This is a genomic window from Ornithinibacillus scapharcae TW25 (genome assembly GCF_000190475.1).
GTDB classification, from domain to species: domain Bacteria; phylum Bacillota; class Bacilli; order Bacillales; family Amphibacillaceae; genus Ornithinibacillus; species Ornithinibacillus scapharcae.
In genome coordinates, this window is sequence record NZ_AEWH01000020.1 from 40,858 (window position 1) to 62,009 (window position 21,152).

22 protein-coding genes, 1 other RNA gene and 1 pseudogene are annotated in these 21,152 nt (G+C 37.0%); 5 read left to right on the top strand and 19 right to left on the bottom strand.

Translation table 11 applies throughout. From position 1 onward, the window contains the following. Positions 1-45: 45 nt before the first annotated feature. Positions 46-1,994 (bottom strand): annotated as a pseudogene (gene metG, locus G5W_RS22010) (methionine--tRNA ligase). A 481-nt stretch (positions 1,995-2,475) separates the two neighbouring features. Here metG and G5W_RS0105510 point away from each other — a divergent pair. After that, positions 2,476-2,751: an AbrB/MazE/SpoVT family DNA-binding domain-containing protein gene (locus G5W_RS0105510; RefSeq protein WP_010094898.1), complete on the top strand. Its 276-nt coding sequence runs from the start codon at positions 2,476-2,478 to the stop codon at positions 2,749-2,751. Positions 2,752-2,861: 110 nt separating this feature from the next. On the opposite strand, the gene rsmI is transcribed toward G5W_RS0105510, so the two are convergent. The 11 genes from rsmI to G5W_RS24640 form a co-directional block, all read right to left on the bottom strand. Next, a complete protein-coding gene (gene rsmI, locus G5W_RS0105515) occupies positions 2,862-3,734 on the bottom strand; it encodes a 16S rRNA (cytidine(1402)-2'-O)-methyltransferase (RefSeq protein ID WP_010094900.1) in 873 nt (290 codons plus the stop codon). Next, positions 3,712-4,002: a GIY-YIG nuclease family protein gene (locus G5W_RS0105520; RefSeq protein ID WP_010094903.1), complete on the bottom strand. Its 291-nt coding sequence runs from the start codon at positions 4,000-4,002 to the stop codon at positions 3,712-3,714. Before G5W_RS0105520 ends, rsmI begins: the two co-directional genes overlap by 23 nt. After that, the gene (locus tag G5W_RS0105525; RefSeq protein ID WP_010094905.1) at positions 3,995-4,735 is read right to left on the bottom strand and encodes a tRNA1(Val) (adenine(37)-N6)-methyltransferase; all 741 of its coding nucleotides are present in this window, start codon (positions 4,733-4,735) and stop codon (positions 3,995-3,997) included. The genes G5W_RS0105520 and G5W_RS0105525 overlap by 8 nt, the downstream gene beginning before the upstream one ends. Before the next feature lie 473 nt (positions 4,736-5,208). Next, a complete protein-coding gene (gene yabA / locus G5W_RS0105530) occupies positions 5,209-5,547 on the bottom strand; it encodes a DNA replication initiation control protein YabA (protein WP_010094907.1) in 339 nt (112 codons plus the stop codon). 15 nt (positions 5,548-5,562) lie between these two features. Continuing rightward, positions 5,563-6,390 carry a PSP1 domain-containing protein gene (locus G5W_RS0105535; RefSeq protein ID WP_010094908.1) on the bottom strand — a complete coding sequence of 276 codons (828 nt, stop codon included), beginning with the start codon at positions 6,388-6,390 and terminating at the stop codon, positions 5,563-5,565. A 5-nt stretch (positions 6,391-6,395) separates the two neighbouring features. Continuing rightward, positions 6,396-7,382, bottom strand: a complete 987-nt coding sequence (gene holB, locus G5W_RS0105540; protein ID WP_010094910.1) for a DNA polymerase III subunit delta' — start codon at positions 7,380-7,382, stop codon at positions 6,396-6,398. Between the two features lie 40 nt (positions 7,383-7,422). Further along, positions 7,423-7,863, bottom strand: a complete 441-nt coding sequence (locus tag G5W_RS0105545) for a YaaR family protein (RefSeq protein WP_010094912.1) — start codon at positions 7,861-7,863, stop codon at positions 7,423-7,425. 24 nt (positions 7,864-7,887) lie between these two features. Further along, positions 7,888-8,217 carry a cyclic-di-AMP receptor gene (locus G5W_RS0105550; protein ID WP_010094914.1) on the bottom strand — a complete coding sequence of 110 codons (330 nt, stop codon included), beginning with the start codon at positions 8,215-8,217 and terminating at the stop codon, positions 7,888-7,890. Positions 8,218-8,230: 13 nt separating this feature from the next. Then, positions 8,231-8,866 carry a dTMP kinase gene (gene tmk / locus G5W_RS0105555; RefSeq protein WP_010094916.1) on the bottom strand — a complete coding sequence of 212 codons (636 nt, stop codon included), beginning with the start codon at positions 8,864-8,866 and terminating at the stop codon, positions 8,231-8,233. 49 nt (positions 8,867-8,915) lie between these two features. Beyond that, positions 8,916-10,328: an aminotransferase class I/II-fold pyridoxal phosphate-dependent enzyme gene (locus G5W_RS0105560; RefSeq protein WP_010094918.1), complete on the bottom strand. Its 1,413-nt coding sequence runs from the start codon at positions 10,326-10,328 to the stop codon at positions 8,916-8,918. Positions 10,329-10,412: 84 nt separating this feature from the next. Next, positions 10,413-10,607, bottom strand: a complete 195-nt coding sequence (locus tag G5W_RS24640; RefSeq protein WP_010094920.1) for a sigma factor G inhibitor Gin — start codon at positions 10,605-10,607, stop codon at positions 10,413-10,415. Between the two features lie 597 nt (positions 10,608-11,204). Here G5W_RS24640 and G5W_RS0105570 point away from each other — a divergent pair. Next, positions 11,205-13,103, top strand: coding sequence for an endonuclease MutS2 (locus G5W_RS0105570; protein WP_010094921.1), 1,899 nt, complete (start codon positions 11,205-11,207; stop codon positions 13,101-13,103). A gap of 243 nt (positions 13,104-13,346) precedes the next feature. On the opposite strand, the gene G5W_RS0105575 is transcribed toward G5W_RS0105570, so the two are convergent. The 7 genes from G5W_RS0105575 to tadA all read right to left on the bottom strand — a co-directional run bounded on the left by G5W_RS0105575 (position 13,347) and on the right by tadA (position 17,837). Further along, complete coding sequence (locus G5W_RS0105575; RefSeq protein WP_010094922.1) at positions 13,347-13,613, bottom strand: pro-sigmaK processing inhibitor BofA family protein; 267 nt, start codon at positions 13,611-13,613, stop codon at positions 13,347-13,349. 126 nt (positions 13,614-13,739) lie between these two features. Further along, on the bottom strand, positions 13,740-13,964 hold the full coding sequence (locus G5W_RS0105580; RefSeq protein WP_029191025.1) for a YaaL family protein: 225 nt from the start codon (positions 13,962-13,964) through the stop codon (positions 13,740-13,742). 15 nt (positions 13,965-13,979) lie between these two features. Beyond that, the gene (recR, locus tag G5W_RS0105585; RefSeq protein WP_010094924.1) at positions 13,980-14,576 is read right to left on the bottom strand and encodes a recombination mediator RecR; all 597 of its coding nucleotides are present in this window, start codon (positions 14,574-14,576) and stop codon (positions 13,980-13,982) included. A 234-nt stretch (positions 14,577-14,810) separates the two neighbouring features. Next, a complete protein-coding gene (locus G5W_RS0105590; RefSeq protein ID WP_010094925.1) occupies positions 14,811-15,131 on the bottom strand; it encodes a YbaB/EbfC family nucleoid-associated protein in 321 nt (106 codons plus the stop codon). 24 nt (positions 15,132-15,155) lie between these two features. Next, entirely contained in the window at positions 15,156-16,841 is a 1,686-nt protein-coding gene (gene dnaX, locus G5W_RS0105595; RefSeq protein WP_010094927.1) for a DNA polymerase III subunit gamma/tau, read from the bottom strand. Between the two features lie 194 nt (positions 16,842-17,035). Then, positions 17,036-17,301, bottom strand: an RNA gene (gene ffs / locus G5W_RS23155) — signal recognition particle sRNA large type. Between the two features lie 68 nt (positions 17,302-17,369). After that, positions 17,370-17,837, bottom strand: coding sequence for a tRNA adenosine(34) deaminase TadA (gene tadA, locus G5W_RS0105600; RefSeq protein WP_029191026.1), 468 nt, complete (start codon positions 17,835-17,837; stop codon positions 17,370-17,372). 46 nt (positions 17,838-17,883) lie between these two features. On the opposite strand from tadA, the gene G5W_RS0105605 reads away from it, so the two are divergent. The 3 genes from G5W_RS0105605 to G5W_RS0105615 all read left to right on the top strand — a co-directional run bounded on the left by G5W_RS0105605 (position 17,884) and on the right by G5W_RS0105615 (position 21,115). Next, positions 17,884-18,447, top strand: a complete 564-nt coding sequence (locus G5W_RS0105605; RefSeq protein WP_050801652.1) for a cysteine hydrolase family protein — start codon at positions 17,884-17,886, stop codon at positions 18,445-18,447. 95 nt (positions 18,448-18,542) lie between these two features. After that, positions 18,543-19,838: a glycoside hydrolase family 18 protein gene (locus tag G5W_RS0105610; protein WP_010094933.1), complete on the top strand. Its 1,296-nt coding sequence runs from the start codon at positions 18,543-18,545 to the stop codon at positions 19,836-19,838. A 239-nt stretch (positions 19,839-20,077) separates the two neighbouring features. After that, positions 20,078-21,115 (top strand): aldose epimerase family protein, encoded by a 1,038-nt coding sequence (locus tag G5W_RS0105615; RefSeq protein WP_010094934.1) that lies wholly within the window; start codon positions 20,078-20,080, stop codon positions 21,113-21,115. Positions 21,116-21,152: the final 37 nt, after the last annotated feature.

Here is a 21,152-nt window from a genome sequence, read left to right on the forward strand (position 1 = left end):
CAGGATTCTACATAATGTAGCATGCTGGCCACTTCTCTCTTACACTTATTTTACAATAGAGCCGTTTGGTAATGATTCTTCAACAGTTGCTAGAGAAAGCTTACCATTTTCATCCTCACCTGAGAGGATCATACCTTCCGACATTTCACCGCGTAATTTAACAGGTTTTAGATTGGTTACACAAATTACTTTTTACCTACCATTTCTTCCGGAGAATAGAATTTAGCAATTCCAGAAATCACTTGGCGCTTTTCGCTACCTAAATCTAATTGTAGTTTTAGTAATTTATCGGCTTTTTCCATCTTTTCAGCATGAACAACCTCTGCAACACGCATATCAAGCTTCATAAAATCGTCGTATACAATCTCAGCTTTTTTATCAGCTTCATTCTCTTCTTTTTCTTCTACTGCTGGCCCTTGCATCATAGCCTTAATAATAGTAACTTCTTCCTCAACCTCTAATCTTGGGAATAGAGGGTTACCTTTTTCTACTTTCGTACCAGGTTTAATTTGTCCTAGTGTATAGACGCTATCCCATTCTTTTAAAGCATCATCCTGTACACCTAACTGTCTGAATATCTCTGCCGGTGATTTGGTTAGGAATGGTTGAAGCATTACCGCCACGATTCGAAGTGAATCAGCAAGATGTGCCATTACATTTCCTAGTCTTGCTTTATTCGTCTCATCTTTTGCCAGCACCCATGGCGTTGTTTCATCAATATATTTGTTCGTTCTACTAATTAACTGCCAAATAGAAGATAACGCTACAGAGAACTGCATATTTTCTAATGCATCTTCAACTTGTTTAATGGTATCCTTAATCGTTTCCTCTAAAGACTCATCTACTTCTGTTTCAGATAGTTGATATTCTGGTAACTCGCCATCAAAATACTTTTCAATCATGGCTACTGTTCGATTTAATAGGTTCCCCAGATCATTTGCTAAATCGAAGTTCGTACGCTCTACGAAGCCCTCAGGTGTAAATACACCATCTGAGCCAAATGGTACTTCTCGTAGTAGATAATAACGTAGGGCATCAAGACCATAACGGTCAATAAGACTAACTGGGTCGACAACATTCCCTTTAGATTTTGACATTTTGCCATCCTTCATTAAGATCCATCCGTGCGCAAACACTTTCTTCGGTAAAGGAAGATCCAATGCCATCAGCATAATAGGCCAATAAATTGTATGAAAACGAACAATTTCCTTACTCATCAAATGAACATCTGCCGGCCAATACTTCTTAAATTTATCTTCATTTTCCGTACCATAACCCAGTGCCGTAATATAATTACTCAATGCATCTATCCAAACATAAATGACATGTTTCGGATCTCCAGGTACTTTAATACCCCAGTCAAAGGTAGTTCTAGAAACTGCCAAGTCTTCTAATCCTGGTTTAATAAAGTTGTTTAACATCTCATTCTTTCTACTTTCTGGTTGGATAAATTCAGGATGCTCATCATAGTATTGTACAAGACGGTCTACATATTTACTCATTTTGAAGAAATAAGATTCCTCTTTTACCATTTCAACTTTTCCACCACAGTCTGGACAATGACCATCTACCAGTTGACGTTCAGTAAAGAAGGATTCATCCGATGTACAATACCATCCTTCATATTGGTCTAAGTAAATGTCACCTTGTTTAACTAGTTGATCAAAAATCTTGGCTACAATCTTTTTATGTCGTTCTTGTGTAGTTCGGATAAAGTCATCATTGGTAATCTCTAACTTTTTCCAAAGATCCTGAATACCACTAACAATCTCATCCACATACTCTTGTGGTGATACACCTTTTTCTTCTGCTTTTCGTTGAATCTTTTGACCGTGTTCATCGGTACCTGTTAAATACATAACATCATAGCCACGCATACGCTTATAGCGTGATATTGCATCACCTGCAACAGTGGAGTATGCATGGCCTATATGTAATTTTCCACTTGGATAATATATTGGTGTCGTTATATAAAATGTTTTCTTTTCACTCATTGGAATGCCTCCTCGTTCCTCTATATATTCTTTTATTGTATATGCTTTGAGAACAGATTTCCATTTTTTATATTTGATTTTTAGTTGTTTAACCCAACTTGCAGTAAATGTTCAGGCAATTAACGTTTTGGAGTTCTTCTTTGTATGCCTCCCATCAAACCTTGAGGTAATGGTACATACATCTATTATGAACGAGCCTTATTTAGAATTATTAGCATTTTCTCATGCCCTTAGACAACTAAAGGATGATGTTTGTTTACTTAAATTAAGTTTAATGGAATTATTTCTAACCTTTTTTGCATTTTTTTGGTTTAGCCCTTGTTATTATAGGGTATCAAGAGTAAGAAAGTTAAATTCATAAAATTTTCCTATTATTTTAGTGATTCAACAATTGACATTAATAGGAAGGTTCTGCTACTATAAAGCAAAGAAACATGTCGAAAATTGACGAAATTTTAACTTGTAGAGGAGGGGAAGTACGATGAAATCTACTGGTATAGTGAGAAAAGTCGATGAGCTAGGCAGGGTGGTTATTCCCATAGAATTACGCAGAACTTTGGATATCAATATTAAGGATCCATTAGAAATTTATGTTGATAATGATAAAATCGTGTTAAAGAAATACCAGCCAAACATGGCTTGTCAAATTACTGGGGAATCTTCTGATGAAAATATTTCATTAGCAAACGGTAAGATTGTTCTAAGTCCTGAGGGCGCAAAACTATTAATTGATGAAATACAATCACGTTTCAAATAGTAGTTTTATAGTGCAGGCGAGAAAGTGGTTTATACTTTCCTATCTGCAAAAAAGGAGCTGCAACAATTCTTGTTGAGCTCTTTTTTTACTATGAAAAGACTTATCTCTATCTACTCTATATGATAAGCCTGGTAGACATCACGTTTTGGTAAATCCCGGTCCTTAGCAACTAATTTAATAGCCTCTTTACTCGTGACCCCTTTTTCCTGTATATAATGATCGACATGATTTGGGATTGAAAGATCACTCCACCATAACTCGACTTCTTCTATCACGTCATGTGCATTACCTTCCACAACAATACAAAATTCCCCTTTTGGTTCATTTTCATTTGCCCAAGTAATTAATTCATCAACCGTACCCCGAATGTATTCTTCAAAGCGCTTCGAAAGTTCCCGAGCGATAGCAATTTGTCGATTTCCAAGCTGTTTTCCGATTGTTTTCAATGTTTCCTTAACCCGATAAGGTGATTCATAAAAGATTAATGTCGCCTTCAACTTTCCTAAACGTTCTAATTCTTCTTCTTTTTCCTTTTGCTTACGCGGTAGGAAACCATAAAATAAAAATTCTTTATTCGGAAGGCCAGAGCCTACTAAGGCGATAAGTGCCGCATTTGCTCCTGGCAATACAACAACTGCGTAGTCCTGTTCTATCGCTGCCTGTACAATTTCATATCCTGGATCAGAAATAGCGGGCATTCCTGCATCACTTACTAACGCTATTGATTCACCGTTTGCTAATTTTTCTAGGAGCAAATATTCCCGCTCTCGTTTATTATGTTCGTGATAACTAATAAGAGGTGTTGATATTTCAAAATGATTTAACAGTTTTTTGGTATTCCTTGTATCTTCTGCTGCAATAACATTCACAGACTTTAATATGGTAAGAGCTCGGTATGTAATATCTTCTAGGTTGCCGATCGGTGTAGGAACTACATATAATATCCCTTCATCACGGGGCTCATAACTTTTCTGTATTCTCATAGTTCATTACCTCTTTCAATTTATCACGTATTAGTTGAAATTTTCCTTTACGAGTTAGCTGCTTAATTTCGTACTCTCTTTTTAGTGCTGCCTCTTTAGTAGGAAACTTTTCAATATACATTACTTGAAACGGTCCACGACCTCGGGTATATTTGGCACCTTTACCTGACTCATGCATCTCTAATCTATTTTCTAGGTCATTGGTATATCCTGTATATAAGGAATCATCCCCACATTTTAATATGTAAACTGTGTGTTCATCAGTCATAAATAATCTCCTTTGCTTCACTTGTATAAGTACCATCTTCATTATAAATGTATAATGGAGGCAAAATATGCAAATCTGCTTTTCCGTCTCTTATCCCTTCAATCAGTAACATATTCGCTTCTCTGCCTTTTTTCGGATATACCAACTGAAGACGTTTTGGCTCTAGTTTATAAGCACGAAAAGTAGTTAATATATCAACTAATCTTCCTGGTCGGTGTACCATCGCAACTTTACCACCAGGACGTACATATAACTTACAAGCCTTAACAGCATCCTCTAACGTACAGTATACCTCATGCCTTGCAATGGTAAGATGTTCATTTTGATTATGTTCTGTGCTAGATGGGGTCTTGAAATAAGGCGGATTACAAGTCACGACATCAAAACTAGAATGGGTTAAATCTGTTTTCAGATGACGGATATCGCCGTGGATCATCTTAATCTTATCTGTTAGATTGTTTAGTGCTATACTCCGTTTCGCCATACTGATAATTCGCTCTTGAATTTCTACTCCAACGATACTGGCATTTGTTTTTCGTGATAGGAGGAGTGGAATTACCCCATTTCCACTACATAAATCTAGAATGTTTCCTCGTTTTATTGGTATTGACGCAAAGTTAGCTAATAATACGGCATCTAAGGAAAAAGAAAATGCTGTTGGGCTTTGAATGATTTGCATGCTTTCATCTGCTACTAAATAATCTAGTCTTTCATCATCAAATAATTGAACCATTTAACCTGTTCCTTTCCTATAAAGAGACTGGGAGAAGTATATTCATCACGCCTACCTTACTTTGGCGTATATACCCGCTCCGGAAATATACTACGCTTTCACTTCCAGCACAGGGGCGACATCTGCTCGAAAGAACCTCGCAGTGTCTACCTTGCACTTCACAGCATAAGTGCGAGGTTCTTTCGAGAGTACCTCGCAGTGTCTTCTTTCCGCGGGCGGCTGGTGAGTCTCCTCGTGCTGACTCACTGCGGGGTCTCACCGATGCCTTTCCTCCCGCAGGACAAGAAACGCTACGTCAGCGGCTCATCGCACGCAGAAAAAGTGCTCTTCTTTTTCAAGGAGTCTACGTATATTTCCGGAGCTGATATGGTATATTAATTGTTTTTCTAGTTGTGCATTAGGTTTTTTCCCCTTGCTATAAAACTAAAGAAAAAACTGCCTGGCAATATATATCCAGACAGCTATAGTATACGTTATTTCTTTTTACTTAGAAAATCTAGACAAAACATACAGTCTTCATTTCTTCTTGGACTGCCAAATTCCAAATTACAAATGTGAAAACCTTCTTCATACAGTCTCGCTAAGTTATCATAACCTTCACTAGGCAATTTTGTGATTTCCTCCACGGTGATTTCTTGATCCGCTTCAGATGAATCTAGTCGATTGCGCAAATGATGGTTTTCCATAGAAAGACGATGATTTTCTTCTAGTAAATCGCTTAGTTTCCCTTTTAGATCACCAAGCTGCTTGTATAATTCACCAATTTGTTTTTCCATATCGGATACTTGGTCAAATATCTGTCTTTTTTGCAATTTCGACTCACTCCATTATTCTTGGCCCTGAGCTGTCACAATTCCTTCTTCGATGAGTTCATCCAAGGTATATTCAATAACACGTTCTTTTTCTGGAATTTCTATTTGAATAACGCGATCAAGAATATTAAGTCCTACCACATGACCTTCTCCATGTGGAGTTTTAACATGCTCACCTAAATCAGGTAACTCTCTTTTCGCTTCTTCATATTCATCATTTTCATATTTTAAGCAACACATTAATCGGCCACACAATCCAGAAATCTTAGCTGGATTTAATGATAAATTTTGATCCTTTGCCATTTTAATAGAAACAGGCTCAAAATCACCTAAGAAAGTTGAACAACATAACATTCTACCACAAGGTCCGATTCCACCTAGCATTTTTGCTTCATCACGGACACCAATTTGTCTTAATTCAATTCTAGTCTTAAACATTGCAGCTAAATCTTTTACAAGCTCACGAAAGTCAACTCTTCCATCAGCAGTAAAGTAAAATATGATTTTATTACGATCAAACGTATATTCTACGTCTACTAAATTCATATCTAGCTGATGCTCATCTATCTTACTTGCACACTCTTTAAATGCTCGATCAGCATATTCTTTGTTTTCCATGACCGTTAATTTATCTTTATCTGTCGCAATTCGCATGACCTTTTTCAGCGGAAGAACAACATCTTCCTCATCTACCTGCTTATTTGCAATCACGACTTTACCAAATTCAATTCCGCGAACTGTTTCCACAATAACATAGCTATCCAGTTCAATATCTAGTCCAGCCGGATCAAAATAATATATCTTACCCGCCTTTTTAAAGCGGACACCAATAACCCCTATCATCTCTTTCACCTCTCGATTTGAAGTGTGAGCTGTTCCATCACAAGAGTCGGATGAACATTCTGCTTCAATTTACGTTTTGCATCTAGTAATGTATGTAGGATAGATGTTAACCTATCCTGTGAGAAATACATACTAAGACGCTCTAATCTCTCATCCTGTTGGAAGAAGATTAATCCTTCCTCATTACCAAGATGGCTATAAAGAATATCTTTGAAGGCTAATAGAAGTAATTCTATCCCCTGCTCTAGTTGTGTTCTCTCTTTAAAGTGATTTAGCCAATGATTATGTATATATAAATACACATCACTTGAATTATCTATGAAAGATTCTATTAATTGTACCACTAACTTTCTTGCTTCGGCAAACCACTCATCTCCACTCCACTCCAACGCTTCATCCAAGTTATTGGTTAGTGAACTCATTAGCTTTGCACTTGTTACCGTTAACCCTGATTCCACCAATTTCTCTTGAAAATGAGTAGGATTTAATGGTTGAAGATCAATTATCTGACAACGTGAGCGGATGGTCGCCAGGATAGATTGACTATTTTCAGTTAGCATAATAGCTGTGGTTTTTTGATTTGGTTCTTCTAAGAATTTCAAAATTCGATTGGCTGCATTCGCTGTTAGCGTTTCGGCACCTTTTATGATATAAACTTTCTGGTCTGATTCCAGACCAGAATAGGTAAATTCTTTTTGTAAGTTCTTTATCTGTTCAATCTTAATGGATTGGCCATCTGGTTCAATTACATGGACATCAGGATGGTTTCCTGAATCAATTCGTTTACATGTATTACAGGTTAAGCAAGGTTCAGCCCCTTGCCTGTTTTCACAAAACAGGACCTTTGCAATTAAAACAGCAATTGCCTCCTTACCTGTTCCTCGTGCCCCATGAATTAAATAAGCGTGAGAAATGCGGTCCTTTTTAATACTATTTGTAATAACTTTGCTAGCCATCGGCTGTATTTTAGCAATTTCAGACCACGTTTTCATGATAACCCTTCCCTACTTAAGATGTTGCTTGTCCATTCTCTTACGTATATATATTAACCAGTAAACCTTTAATCTCTCCAATTAGACCTAATAAGTCTACTGTCTTCTTTTCTTGATTCATAATTTCATCCGTTAATTCCATTAATTTCTCATCGATTTGTTTAACCAGTGTTAAATTTCTACTGCTACCTGTGTAGCTAAAACTTAATGACTTCTCTAAGTCCATTCCATTTGATACCGCTTCTTGTAAGAAACGTTTAATCAGTCGCTTAAATTTGACTAAATCCTTGAAGGATCTAAATCTTGCTAGTCTATCACCTTGAGCGGTAATATTTTGCATTAGCTTTTGCAATTCAGCTTGCTGCATTTTTTGACTTTGGGACTGAACAATCGCTTCAAAGGATGGTTGGTTTTGCTTTAGAGACCTTGCATTCTTCTGAGATGTATCTACTTGCTTTAACATTTCCTGACTAATTTTCATTTGTTCAGCCCCCTCTATAATTATTTAAAACTGAAAGAACGACTCAATTGGCAGGACAAAAACTGTCGCTCCACCAACCTCTACTTTCACAGGCCTTGGAATATAAGAATCCGCATTTCCCCCCATTGGAGAAATTGGTGCTACCATCTGTTCACGCTGCGAACAGTTTGCTTTAATGATTTGTAAGACATCGTCTACTTTCTCGTCTTCACAGCCGATAATTAATGTTGTATTTCCTTCTTTTAAAAATCCACCAGTAGTTGCAAGCTTTGTAGACTGATAGTTACCTTTTCCAAGTGCATCTGTTAAACGATTGGAATCTTTATCTTGAATAACTGCCATTACTAATTTCATTTTCTAACCCCCTTTACTTATGATTAGTTAAATATTGGGTTATTAATGATAGGCTGTCTGCTTCTACTTTCTCTATTGTCTGGTCTGCATTAATAACGTTTATTCGTTTTGGAAATCGTTTGACTAGAATTTGATATGCTTCATATACTTTCTCATGGAAGTTTAGCTCTTCTAAATCCAAACGGTTCCGTTCCCGATCCTTGTTTGCTGCAATTCTCTCTAAACCTTTCCGAGGTTCAATATCGAAAAACAAAGTTAGGTCGGGCATTGCATTCTGGATCGCAAATTGATTAATCGTAAAAACCTCATCAATCCCTAAGCCTCTAGCATGACCTTGGTATGCTAAGCTACTATCAATAAATCGGTCACATAGTACGATTTTTCCCTCTTTTAAGCTTGGAAAAACCTTTTCGACAAGATGTTGTCTTCTCGCTGCTGCATATAATAATGCTTCTGTTCTACCGTCCATCTCCGTATGAAGAGGGTTAAGGATGATATTGCGTATTTTCTCTGCGATATCGATTCCTCCTGGTTCACGGGTTGTTATGACATCAAAACCTAAATTCTCCAATTTTCCAGCAATAGAATGAAGAATAGAGGTTTTACCTGCACCTTCCCCACCTTCAAACGTTATAAAATAACCACTCACTAAATTCTTCTCCTTTAGTCCTGCTAGATGCTGCGCCTGAAGCTAGATATCACTCAAACACCTGAATACCTTGATGAATATCCCTATGTTGAATTTTAGCTCCTTGCTGTATTAAATGCTGAATCAGCCTAATTTGTTCTTCTGTTATGCGTTCACCTTTTAAAATAACAGGAATTCCTGGCGGATACGGGATAACTGCTTCTGCAGCAATTAAATCTCGCGTTTCTCCTAGCGGAACTTTTTTCTTCGTTAGCTGAATCATTCGATGATAGCTCACAGCCAATTCCTGTATGGGCTCTTGAAATAAATCACTTATCTCTATTGTAGCATGATTTGTCCCATATTTATATTCCTCGTTAAAGGTTTTTATTATCTTTTCCATTGTGGGAAAATCTTGTAACTCATTTAGGCCGTGGATAAATAGGACATGTTTGTCTGTAGCTAATTCTGGATAGATTGCATGTTCTTCAAATACTTTAGCAATATCAAATCCTGACATACCTTCGTTAACATGCAAGGTTATTTTCATTGGATCGTTACTTTTGATTACTTCCCAATGCTTACCTTGTTGATAGACACGTTGAAGTTTCTTTGCGCTTTTCAGTATAGCATCTAATTTTCCCTTTGAAAGCCCAGCCAAATAAGCTCTCGCAATATCCAATGAAGCCATTAATGGATAGGAAGGGCTACTTGATTGAATCATTTGTAAATAATGTGCAATACGATCCTTTGAAACTAAATTAGATTGGATATGCAAATAAGAAGCCATCGTCATAGCGGGAGCCATCTTATGTGCGGATTGCACCACTACATCTGCCCCAAGTGCTAATGCAGATTGTGGAAATGGCTTACCTAATGAAAAATGAACTCCATGGGCTTCATCTACAAATACAGGAATTCTATGTTCATGTGCTAGGTCTATCATTTGTTTTATGTCATACGTGTTGCCAAAATAATCCGGATAGGTTAATACTAATCCTTTGGCATCAGGGTTTCTTTTTATTGCTTGTCTAACTGTTTCAACGCTAGGAGAAGTATACTGGTGAACGACCTCATCATATTCCGGGCTAATGAAAATTGGCTTTGCACCACTTAATTCCAGACCATTCATAATCGACTTGTGGCTATTTCGTTGAACAATTAGTTTATCTTCTGGATTACAGGCTGTTAATACCATGGCCAGATTTCCTGCTGTACTTCCACCGACTAAGAAAAACGTATGGTCCGCACCAAAGTAATCAGCTGCAAGCTCTTCCGCTTCTGCAATAACCCCTTCTGGTGCATGCAAATCATCCAGATCCGTTAGTTCTGTTACATCAATCGGTAGTATCGTATCATAATAATCCCTGGCTAAATCGAGAAAAACTTCTCCATTTTTATGTCCAGGGACGTGAAATGAAGCTGGATTTTGTTTGGAAAAATCCATTAGTTTTTGAAATAATGGCAATCTCTGCTGATTCATGTGAATGTTCCTCTCCCAACTAATACCAATATCATATCAACTAAAATGGCCATTGCAAGAAATTTTGCAATGGCCATTTTGAATCTATGAAAAAAGGGAAGGTTGATTCATATTTTTTAGTTTTTGTAGATAATAATTATATTTCTCCTCACGAGGTTCGGTATGAATCATATTAAATTCACAATCTGTACATATAAACATGTTGTATAAATGTATACCTCTGTGTTTCTTTTCCTCACAAATGCCGCAATGCTCCAACTCTATTATTCTTTCTTCCATTTTCCCCACCTCCGTTTAAACTAGTAACTAGTTTGCCCAAATTAATAGGAGGATATACTATAAAAATTTAACTAACGTCCTGATACACCCCTTCCTTTTATAAGAAAAGGTTAAAATAAAAAGGTCATTTATTTTCCCACAAATGATTTTTCCAAAATTACAGGTAAATTGGATATTCGGCATTCTTTACATCCCCAACAATATAAATTATAATAACCCTTGTAAAGTCGATTTCAATGAGCCTATCAAATAAATTTAAGAGGTGCATTTTGTGAGTGCAGTAGTTTCTAAATAGGAAAAACATTATTGGAAATAAGAAAGCTTTAACAACGGGGGATTTTAGTAAAATCAAACCCTTTATTTGTTACGGACTTATTTCCACCTATGAAGATACCTACTATACTTTACAAACACGTGCATCACTTCATGATTAGAACTATCGTTTTTGATGGTTTTATTGATGAATGTTAATTTTGCATTGTAAACGTAAGCTGCGGTATCCACCGCAGCTTTTTTTATATTTATATTCAACTCATTGAAATCTTGTATTAGGTTTCTTCATTGCTGATTATTAATCACATGGAGGAGATTGAAAAAATGAATGAAAATACATTTGAAAAATTACAGTACCATGAATTAAAAGAAAACATAAAATCTTATTGTGTTAGCGGTCTTGGCAAACAACTATTTGATAAATTAATTCCAAGCTCTAACATAAAGGTAGTCAAACATCGATTAACCGAAACATCTGAAGCACGCGCGATTCTAGATGCAGGAGGAAACATGCCTTTCATGGGCGTTTCCAACATTGAACATATTATTGATAAATTGGAAAAAGGTATGATTTTAGCCCCAGCAGAGCTTTTAAGTATCTCTGACTTTTTGAGAGGTTGCCGAAGAATAAAAGTTTTCATGGCTAGTAAAGAATTTCTTGCTCCGATATTATCGTCCTATGCTAATTCCATGACAGAATTCCTGGATGTAGAAGAAGAAATTAATTTTACTATCAAAAATAATCAGATTAACTCGGACGCCAGCAAAGAACTCAAACGTGTTCGAAATCATATTCAAACAACTGAACAAAAAATAAAGGAACGATTAAATAAATTTTTGAACAGTAGCGCAAATAGAAATTATATTCAGGAATTCATCGTTAGTATCAAAGATGATCGCTACACAATACCAATAAAATCCTCCTACAAAAATCACGTACAGGGAACTATTATTGAAATATCTTCTAAAGGTTCGACTGTCTTTATCGAGCCTAGTGTAGTGGGAAAATTAAGTCTTGAATTAGCAACATTAAAATCCGAAGAGGCCATGTTAGAATACCAAATACTAGCTACTTTAACAGGGCTAGTGAGTGAAAATATTCATGCAATTACGATTAATATTGAGCTTATCTCCCAGTACGATATGATTTTTGCTAAAGCTAAATATAGCAAACAGGTAGATGGAATTGAGCCGAACATAAATGATCATGGAAATATAAAATTAATAAATTGTAAGCATCCTTTACTTTCGGGTCATGTTATACCACTTCAGTTCCAGATTGGGAGCAGTTATCGTAGCTTAATCATAACTGGACCTAATGCCGGGGGAAAAACAATAGTACTGAAGACAATTGGCCTTGTTACGTTGGCAACGATGTCTGGGTTTCATATTACAGCTTCAAAAGAAACCGAGATAGCAGTATTTGAGCGCATGTTTGTAGACATTGGCGACAATCAGAGTTTAGAAAATGCACTTAGCACGTTCTCTTCTCACATGAAGAATTTATCAGAGATACTTCAATCAGTTAACAACAATACTCTGTTACTTTTTGATGAAATTGGCAGTGGGACAGAACCAAATGAAGGTGCAGCGTTAGCGATCTCCCTCTTAGAAGAGTTTTATCTTAAAGGATGTATTACTGTTGCTACGACGCATTATGGAGAAATAAAACGTTTTTCCGAAATGCATCGTGACTTCATGAATGCTGCTATGCAATTCAATCATGAAACATTGGAACCATTATATAAACTCATCATTGGGCAGTCTGGAGACAGTAATGCCTTATGGATTTCTAGAAAAATGAATATCCCGGAAAATGTATTAAAAAGAGCAGAAGATTATATAAAAAATAAAGAGTATCGCTTGGAACGATTAAATGAAAGCAAAATCCGAAGACCAAAAGCAGTGGTTGAAAAAGCAAAAAACAATATCGAATACCAAAAAGGAGATCGCGTAAAACTTCTTGACTACAATGACTTTGGAATAGTCTACAAAGAAAAGGACAACTATTATAATGTTACGGTGTATTATCAAAATCAATTTATTGAAGTAAATGAAAAACAGTTGTCATTGGAGTTAAAAGCTGAAGAGTTATATCCAGAAGGCTATGACTTAGACACTTTATTCATTGATTATAATACTAGAAAACTAAATCATGATATCGAGCGAGGATCAAAAAAAGCGCTTCGTAAAATCCAGAAAGAAATTCGAAAAAACAAATAAAGGAAATGTCAAATCAATTGTTTGTCTAGGAAGATTTCTATACAACTTCAGATAAAAGAATATGCCAAAAAACAAAAAATGTAAAAAGGGTTAGCTTTCAACTCTTTTTACATTTTTTTATTTTTATATCATTCTTTGCTGTATTATCTCAGTACACCTTCAAGCTATATCTACTACGCGAAAAAAGCTAACTGTATTTAACATTAGTTTGCCGCTAGTTATATGCAGGAAAGACTGAAAATATTATGGAAGAATAATCATATGAATAGCAGCTAATGAAGCAACCCCAAATAATCCTAAAAATCCCGATACAACAGCAGTAAATAAATTGATGGGAATATGTAATCCAAACGAACCACCAATTACATTAAAGAAAAATAAAAATAGAATCCCAATACCTAGTTTTACCGTACCAGTGGTTATAAATCGTAATGGTTTAAAGGAAGCACCGACGAATAGCAATAACACAATAACGGCAACCATAATCCCGATTATAATGGTTGAATCCATTTAAAAACCAACTCCTTTAACTTGTCCCTTATAAGTAAATATGATGGAGGACATGAAAAAAGAACAAATTATTAATAAGACCAAAAAAGAAAAGACACCTACATGTTTGTAAGTGCCTCTTCTATATTATTTACTATACCGCACCGCGCTAATTTTACGGTGCTTTGCTTCCCTTAGTAAAAATAAATACTTTGATTGAGCTATTTTCTCTGTGCTTTTCCCATCAAATGTTGGTTCTATTGATTGGTTAACAATAGATTTAATCTGTTTCCACTCGTGTTCGATGGAGAAGATAGCATCAAGTAAAAGCTCATCGACCTCTCGCTTTTGCTTTTTTTTCTTTCTTCCCACAATTGTCACCTAACTTTACAGTTCTCTCCTACCCTCTAAAGCTTTCGATAATGTGACTTCGTCTGCATATTCCAAATCTCCACCAACTGGTAAACCATGTGCAATCCTCGTTGTACGAATACCAGATGGTTTTACTAAACGCGAAATATACATCGCAGTTGCTTCTCCCTCAATATTAGGGTTTGTTGCTAGGATAATTTCATTCACTTCTTCATCCTTTAATCGATTTAATAAATCTGGAACATTTATGTCTTCTGGACCAATTCCATCCATTGGCGATATCGCACCATGAAGAACATGATATTTCCCCCGAAATTCCCTCATTTTCTCCATCGCAATAACATCCTTTGGATCCTGAACAACACAAATGACCGAGTTATCTCTAGATGAATCAGAACAAATTGCACATGGATCTTGGTCTGTAATATGACCACAAACCGAGCAATGTGTTAGTTCACGCTTAGCATTGACAAGTGAATTAGCAAACTCAAGCACATCATCATCTCTCATATTTAACACAAAAAAAGCCAGACGAACAGCCGTCTTAGGCCCAATACCTGGCAATTTTGTAAAGCTATCAATTAGCTTAGAAATCGGTTCTGGATAATACATGATGTTTTCCCCCTCGAAAAGCGTAAGGCGCCTGTTCAACGACGTACGGACTGCGCCTGGCCAAGCCAGGTAGTTCGATGTTGTCGCGCAAAGCGACGATCTTAATCGAACATACCCCGTAGGAGATAAAGGAAACACGACGACCGAAGAATAGGGAAATTCAGTCTATCGCCTGAACTGTTATCGTACGGAGGTAAAGGAAGTCCGCTAGTCGTTGGCGCCTGAAGCTAGCCCCTAGAAAAGTCCTGGGACGTTTAATCCTTTCGTAAATTGACCCATTGTTGCATTCGTTTTCTCGTCAATTTGCTTTAATACATCGTTCGTTGCAGCAATAATTAAATCTTGTAGCATTTCAATATCATCGGGATCTACTACTTCTTCTTTAATAACAACATCTGTAATTTCTTTTTTGCCATTCGCTTTCACGGTTACCATACCGCCACCAGCTGAAGCTTCGAATTCCATTTCAAATAGTTCATCCTGCGCTTGCATCATTTTCTTCTGCATTTTTTGCATTTGCTTCATCATATTACCCATATTTCCCATACCTTTCATGGAAAACGCCTCCTTTTAATTAGGTTATTCATGTATTTCGATCAAGTCATCTCCAAATAGCTTTCTTGCCTCATCTACAACTGGATCAGCAGCACCTTGCCCATCGGGATTAGATGGTTCTTGACTTTTCACATATTCAGTTCGTAATTCTTGCCAATCATTATTCGGTATTGGAATGATGGTTAGCGTTTTATTTAAGACACTCGTCAACACGGATTCTACAAGTTCACGATTATCTAAAAACAAAGAACAATGAATTTCATATTTAAACGCTACAACTAACGCCGTGTCTGAAGCCGCAACTGGCTTAGAATCTTGAACCACAGCATGTGCTGGCGCACTTGTTGCCTTTAGCTTACTTAAGAAGTTTGCCCAATGTGAATGTACTTCTTTCAAAGCAGGCTTTTGTGCCTCCTTTAGTACATTGCGTATTCTTTCAAACGGAATCTTGTAGCTATTTTTAGACTTACTAGGTTGTATTCTTTTTCTTTCTGGCTGTGATGCCACCTGTTGTTGTGGTGGTGCTTGTTTTAAGTTTGTAATTTCTTTTTCTAACTGAGCTAGTTTCTGTGTTAATTGAATGACTGCTTCAGGCGATGCAGTATCAGATGTATCTCCTGCATCCTGATGGCGATTCGTAATTGTAATCATCGCAATTTCAATAAATACCTTTGGATTATTAGACCATTTCATTTCCTGCTGACATTGATTGAGCTGCATAATAGCTTGCTGTATCCACTTTTCGGATACTTCTTCTGAAAGCTTACGAAAATCTTCATCAATCATAGCTCTTTCTAAGATACCATCTAGATCTGGAGCGCTCTTATACAGTAATAAGTCACGTAAGAAGTATATGATATCATAAACAAATCTACCCGGATCTTTTCCATTCTGAATGAGCTGGTCTAACATTTTAAGTGTTGATTGAACATCTTTCTGATTCATAGCAGATACAATGTCCGTTAAGATTCGTTGCGATACGCCACCGGTAACCGCTAAAACATCTTCTAGTTCTACACTATTCTCACTATACGAAATTGCTTGGTCTAAAATACTAAGTGCATCGCGCATTCCACCTTCTGCTGCTAATGCTACCGCATCCAATGCTTCCTTTGATACGGATACTTCTTCAGCATCTACGATGGTTTGCATTCTATCCACAATTGCTTGATTAGATATCGGTTTAAAATCAAACCGTTGGCATCTTGAAATAATCGTTAGTGGGATTTTATGTGGCTCTGTTGTTGCCAAAATAAATACGACATGCTTCGGAGGCTCTTCTAACGTTTTTAATAATGCATTAAACGCATTTACAGAAATCATATGTACCTCGTCAATAATGTACACCTTATAAGGGACAACACTGGAAGCATATTTTACGTTATCACGAATTTCTCTAATATCATCTACACTTGTATTAGATGCTGCATCTATTTCAATAACGTCAGAAATAGAACCATCTTGAATACCTAAACATGCAGCACATTCATTACATGGCTCTTTTACTGGGGCATGTTCACAGTTGATGGTTTTAGCAAAAATTTTAGCAGCACTTGTTTTACCAGTACCACGTGGTCCTGTAAACAAGTATGCATGAGAAAACTTTTGCTGAACAATAGCATTCTGAAGTGTTCGAGTGATATGGGTTTGGCCTACAACGTCACCGAAATTTTTCGGGCGCCATACGCGATACAATGCTTGATAGCTCATAATAGATTCCCCTCTATGATTTCTACCTAATTATACCGATTTTAGGATGGAATGTGAATGATAATGAAATAAAACTTTGAAAAGAAACGAAGGATTTAATTTAGTGGATAGGTACGATGAGAGTATGTTCCTTTACATTCGGTACGACAAAGCCTCTTGTATAGAAACAAGAGGCTTTCGCATTCTTATGTATGCCGTGCACCCACCGTCGATGAAGTGACCCCATGCGTTACTCAAGTTCATGGCTCGGTTTAGGTAACCCTGCGGCACACAGAGATGACCACTTACTGCTGCTTCCTTCCGGACCTGACAGGGTTCGTGGGTCTCTGTTGCGCAGGACCTAAACGTCAACACCAATCCCTTGAGGCAGACCACACGGTCACCCACCTCGTGATGGGAATTCAGTCTCGCTATAGCGGATTGCGAGTACAGGGCACCGCTACCTCCCCACCTAGCACGGTAATATCCATTATAACATGTTGAGCGAAAAAATCAATGGCAGTTCCAAAAGAGAACGATATACATGGATTACTTTTTCCTTTTCCGTAACGCTTTAAAAAAGTTTGTTAGTAGTTCACTACACTCTTTTTCTAATACTCCTGCAGTAACTTCTGCTTGATGATTAAACCTTTCTTCTTCTAATAGGTTCATTAACGTGCCTGCACATCCTGCCTTTGGATCAAACGCTCCAAATACAACTCGCTTAATCCTTGATTGAACAATAGCACCTGCACACATCGGACAGGGTTCAAGTGTTACATATAAAGTACAATCCTCCAAACGCCAACTACCGATTTTTTGATTGGCTTGTTGTATAGCGATTAATTCTGCATGGGATAATGTGTCTTGGGAATGTTCCCGCACATTATAACCTGTTGCAATAACTTCATCTTCATAAACAATTACCGCCCCAATTGGAACCTCATCAATCTCTCGTGCCTTTTCAGCCTGTTCAATAGCTAATTGCATGTAAAACGCATCGTTCACTTTTATCACAACTCTCTTATATCACTGCATAATCTATGTAAAAACATCAATACTAATGGCTCATGGTATCTGGAGGTGTATACAATTGCATGACCAATTATCGAATACAGCAATATTATTTATTGACTTAATCAATGACTTTCAATTTGAAGGTGGTGAAAAATTACTTACACATACAGAATCCATCTTACCTAACCTACTAAAATTAAGGCAATTTGCTGACGAACAGAAACTGCCAATCATATACATCAATGACCATTATCAATTATGGCAATCTGAGCCAAATGTAATCCTAAATCACTGTCTGAATCCAGCAAATAAACACATTATCCAACAGATTAAGCCAAGGAAAACAGACTACTTTCTCATTAAACCACAGCATTCTGCCTTTTATCAAACTCCTTTACACTCACTATTGAAAGAATTGGGTAGAACCCATTTAATTATCGCTGGAATCGCAGGTGATATTTGTATTCTTTTTACCGCAAAAGACGCACACACGCAAGCATTCACATTGCATATACCAAAAAACTGTATTGCCTCTGAACAAGAGGATAGAAATAAGTATGCACTCTATTTAATGGAATCGGTTATGAAAGCAAATATTGAACCTATATAATGCGCATAACGTACTTGCTCCCTTCATAAAGTGGTATATAGATACATCATTTGTGTTCAAGTTTCCACTTGAATTTTACTTTAAGGAGGGAGATTATGCAGATTCACGTTGTTACCCAAGGTGATTCCTTATATTCCATTGCTAGTACATATGGTACAACAATGGATGCTTTAATTAATGCCAATGAATTAGACGCTCCGAATCAACTTGTTGTTGGGCAAGCACTGGTAATTCCGATTGTCGGACAATTCTACTTTGTTCAGCCCGGTGATTCCTTATATTCCATTGCTGCACGGTTTGGTATCTCTTATCAAGAGCTAGCTCGGATCAATAACATTCCTGTTAATAGCACTCTGAATGTTGGTCTACGTCTATATATTCCCCCAGGATCAAGACCAGAAATCATCGCTAATGCTTATATCGAGCCAATTGGAGACACTGTCTCGCAAGCATTAGAAAATGCCGCTAGGAAACATACTCCTTATTTAACCTACCTCGCACCATTTAGCTATCGTGTTAATCGTGACGGAAGTCTAGCAGCACCACCACTTAATGAATTCAAAGAAATTGCTGATGCCAATAATGCCTACCTAATGATGGTCATTACCACACTAGAGGAAGGTGCGTTTAGTGCGGAATTAGGGCATATTGTTGTTACCGTACAGGAAGTTCAAAATCGATTACTAGATAATATCGTAAACACTGCCCAGCAGGTAGGCTTTACAGATGTTCATTTTGATTTTGAATTTTTGCCTCCTGAGGATCGCGATGCCTATAGTTCATTTTTAGCTAAGGCGAGAGAACGTCTTTCACAAGAAGGACTTCTTATGTCTACTGCACTTGCCCCTAAAACAAGTGCAACACAGGAAGGTGCTTGGTATGAAGCACATGATTATGGTGCACACGGTGCTGTAGCAGACTTTGTTGTACTGATGACATATGAGTGGGGTTATAGTGGTGGTCCACCAATGGCTGTATCTCCGATAGACCAGGTTAGAAGAGTTGTCGAATATGCATTAACAGAAATGCCAGCAAATAAAATATTATTAGGTCAAAATCTATACGGTTATGATTGGACATTACCATATGTACCAGGTGGACAATATGCTCGTGCAGTCAGCCCACAGCAAGCAATAGCACTTGCTAGGGAACATAATGTTCCAATCCAATATGATACAACTGCACAAGCTCCATTCTTTCGCTACCGGGATGCTGAAGGAAGAGATCATGAGGTTTGGTTTGAGGATGCACGTTCCATTCAGGCAAAATTTGATTTGATTAAAGAACTAGGACTGCGTGGAATAAGCTATTGGAAACTAGGGCTAGCATTTCCACAAAACTGGCTATTGCTGCAGGATAATTTTACGATTTCAAAAAGAAATAATAGTTGAATGTAGCTGTGTATGCATAGAGGTTAGGGAGGTAAGAGCGACTATGTCGCTCTTTTTGTTGTTAGGGTGGCTGATGGAATGAAGGAATAACTGAAGCGATCTTATCAACGATAAAACGCCGTTAAAATCCTGAGTTTTACTGTTGATATGGTTTATCTACGGTAAAATACCTCTGATATTACATTGAATATGTTACAATTAAAATATTAGAATTTATGGAATTATAAGGAGTTTCCATCATGGATATTAAGATAAAACAATTACAAGATAATTGGAGAGTATACCAGTTAATCAACCAAAATGGAATGATGGTTGAGGTTCTGAATTTCGGTGGCATTATTACCAAGGTTTTAACTCCTGATAAGAATGGACAGGTTCAAAATGTAGTTTTAGGCTATCAAAACCATCTTGACTATCAATCAGATAAAAACTTCTTCGGAGCACTTATTGGTCAAGTAGCAGGAAGAATTCAGGATGCTTCATTTCAACTGAACGGAAAAACATATACAGTAGACAAAAATGAGGGAAACAATCATCTACATGGTGGAAAACATGGCCTTCATAAAGTAATTTGGGATGTAGAACCCTTTCATAATCAACATTCAGTTGGGGTACATTTAACATACATAATTCATGAAAAAGGCCAGGGATACCCCGGAAATGTGTCTCTACATGTTACCTATGCCCTTACAAACGAGAATCAGCTTTCATTAGAATATAAAGCCACAACAGATAAACCAACTGTTCTGGCACTAACAAACCATTCCTATTTCAATTTAAGTGGAAATATACGTGAAACGATACATAATCATCAAGTATCCATTAATAGTAGCAAGATTCTGGAACTTGATAAAAGCCTTATCCCAACCGGAAGTCTACTTGATGTAACCAATACAACTTTTGACTTTCGTTCCAGTAGACCCCTCACGGATGGAATAAGCGGTGATCATATCCAACATAAAATAGTCGGAGATGGTTACGACCATTACTTTATTTTTGATCAGCAAAAGGAAGAGTCCGTAACAGTAAAGGAACCAACGAGTGGACGGATGATGACCATTGAAACAAACCAACCTGGTATGGTCATGTATACAGCCAATAACGAGCTGAGTAATTTCAAGTATAAAGATGGATCATCCAGTAAATATTTAGGCGTATGCTTTGAAACTCAAGGTACACCGGCCTCACTACATCACGATAACCTCCCTTCTATCATTTTGAACAAAGATGAAACCTATTATCAAAAAACTGTTTTTACTTTTAGTGCAGATAGTTAATCCATTACATAAAAAACAAGGCTATCCCAATAGTTGG

Bases quoted from the DNA above. Each gene is read 5' to 3' on its own strand.
- G5W_RS0105510 (WP_010094898.1), top strand. From the start codon at position 2,476: ATGAAATCTACTGGTATAGTGAGAAAAGTCGATGAGCTAGGCAGGGTG.
- rsmI (WP_010094900.1), bottom strand. From the start codon at position 3,734: ATGAGAATACAGAAAAGTTATGAGCCCCGTGATGAAGGGATATTATAT.
- G5W_RS0105520 (WP_010094903.1), bottom strand. From the start codon at position 4,002: ATGACTGATGAACACACAGTTTACATATTAAAATGTGGGGATGATTCC.
- G5W_RS0105525 (WP_010094905.1), bottom strand. From the start codon at position 4,735: ATGGTTCAATTATTTGATGATGAAAGACTAGATTATTTAGTAGCAGAT.
- G5W_RS0105535 (WP_010094908.1), bottom strand. From the start codon at position 6,390: ATGATAGGGGTTATTGGTGTCCGCTTTAAAAAGGCGGGTAAGATATAT.
- holB (WP_010094910.1), bottom strand. From the start codon at position 7,382: ATGAAAACGTGGTCTGAAATTGCTAAAATACAGCCGATGGCTAGCAAA.
- G5W_RS0105545 (WP_010094912.1), bottom strand. From the start codon at position 7,863: ATGAAAATTAGTCAGGAAATGTTAAAGCAAGTAGATACATCTCAGAAG.
- G5W_RS0105550 (WP_010094914.1), bottom strand. From the start codon at position 8,217: ATGAAATTAGTAATGGCAGTTATTCAAGATAAAGATTCCAATCGTTTA.
- G5W_RS0105560 (WP_010094918.1), bottom strand. From the start codon at position 10,328: ATGAATCAGCAGAGATTGCCATTATTTCAAAAACTAATGGATTTTTCC.
- G5W_RS24640 (WP_010094920.1), bottom strand. From the start codon at position 10,607: ATGGAAGAAAGAATAATAGAGTTGGAGCATTGCGGCATTTGTGAGGAA.
- G5W_RS0105570 (WP_010094921.1), top strand. From the start codon at position 11,205: ATGAATGAAAATACATTTGAAAAATTACAGTACCATGAATTAAAAGAA.
- G5W_RS0105575 (WP_010094922.1), bottom strand. From the start codon at position 13,613: ATGGATTCAACCATTATAATCGGGATTATGGTTGCCGTTATTGTGTTA.
- recR (WP_010094924.1), bottom strand. From the start codon at position 14,576: ATGTATTATCCAGAACCGATTTCTAAGCTAATTGATAGCTTTACAAAA.
- G5W_RS0105590 (WP_010094925.1), bottom strand. From the start codon at position 15,131: ATGAAAGGTATGGGAAATATGGGTAATATGATGAAGCAAATGCAAAAA.
- dnaX (WP_010094927.1), bottom strand. From the start codon at position 16,841: ATGAGCTATCAAGCATTGTATCGCGTATGGCGCCCGAAAAATTTCGGT.
- G5W_RS0105605 (WP_050801652.1), top strand. From the start codon at position 17,884: ATGGCTCATGGTATCTGGAGGTGTATACAATTGCATGACCAATTATCG.
- G5W_RS0105610 (WP_010094933.1), top strand. From the start codon at position 18,543: ATGCAGATTCACGTTGTTACCCAAGGTGATTCCTTATATTCCATTGCT.
- G5W_RS0105615 (WP_010094934.1), top strand. From the start codon at position 20,078: ATGGATATTAAGATAAAACAATTACAAGATAATTGGAGAGTATACCAG.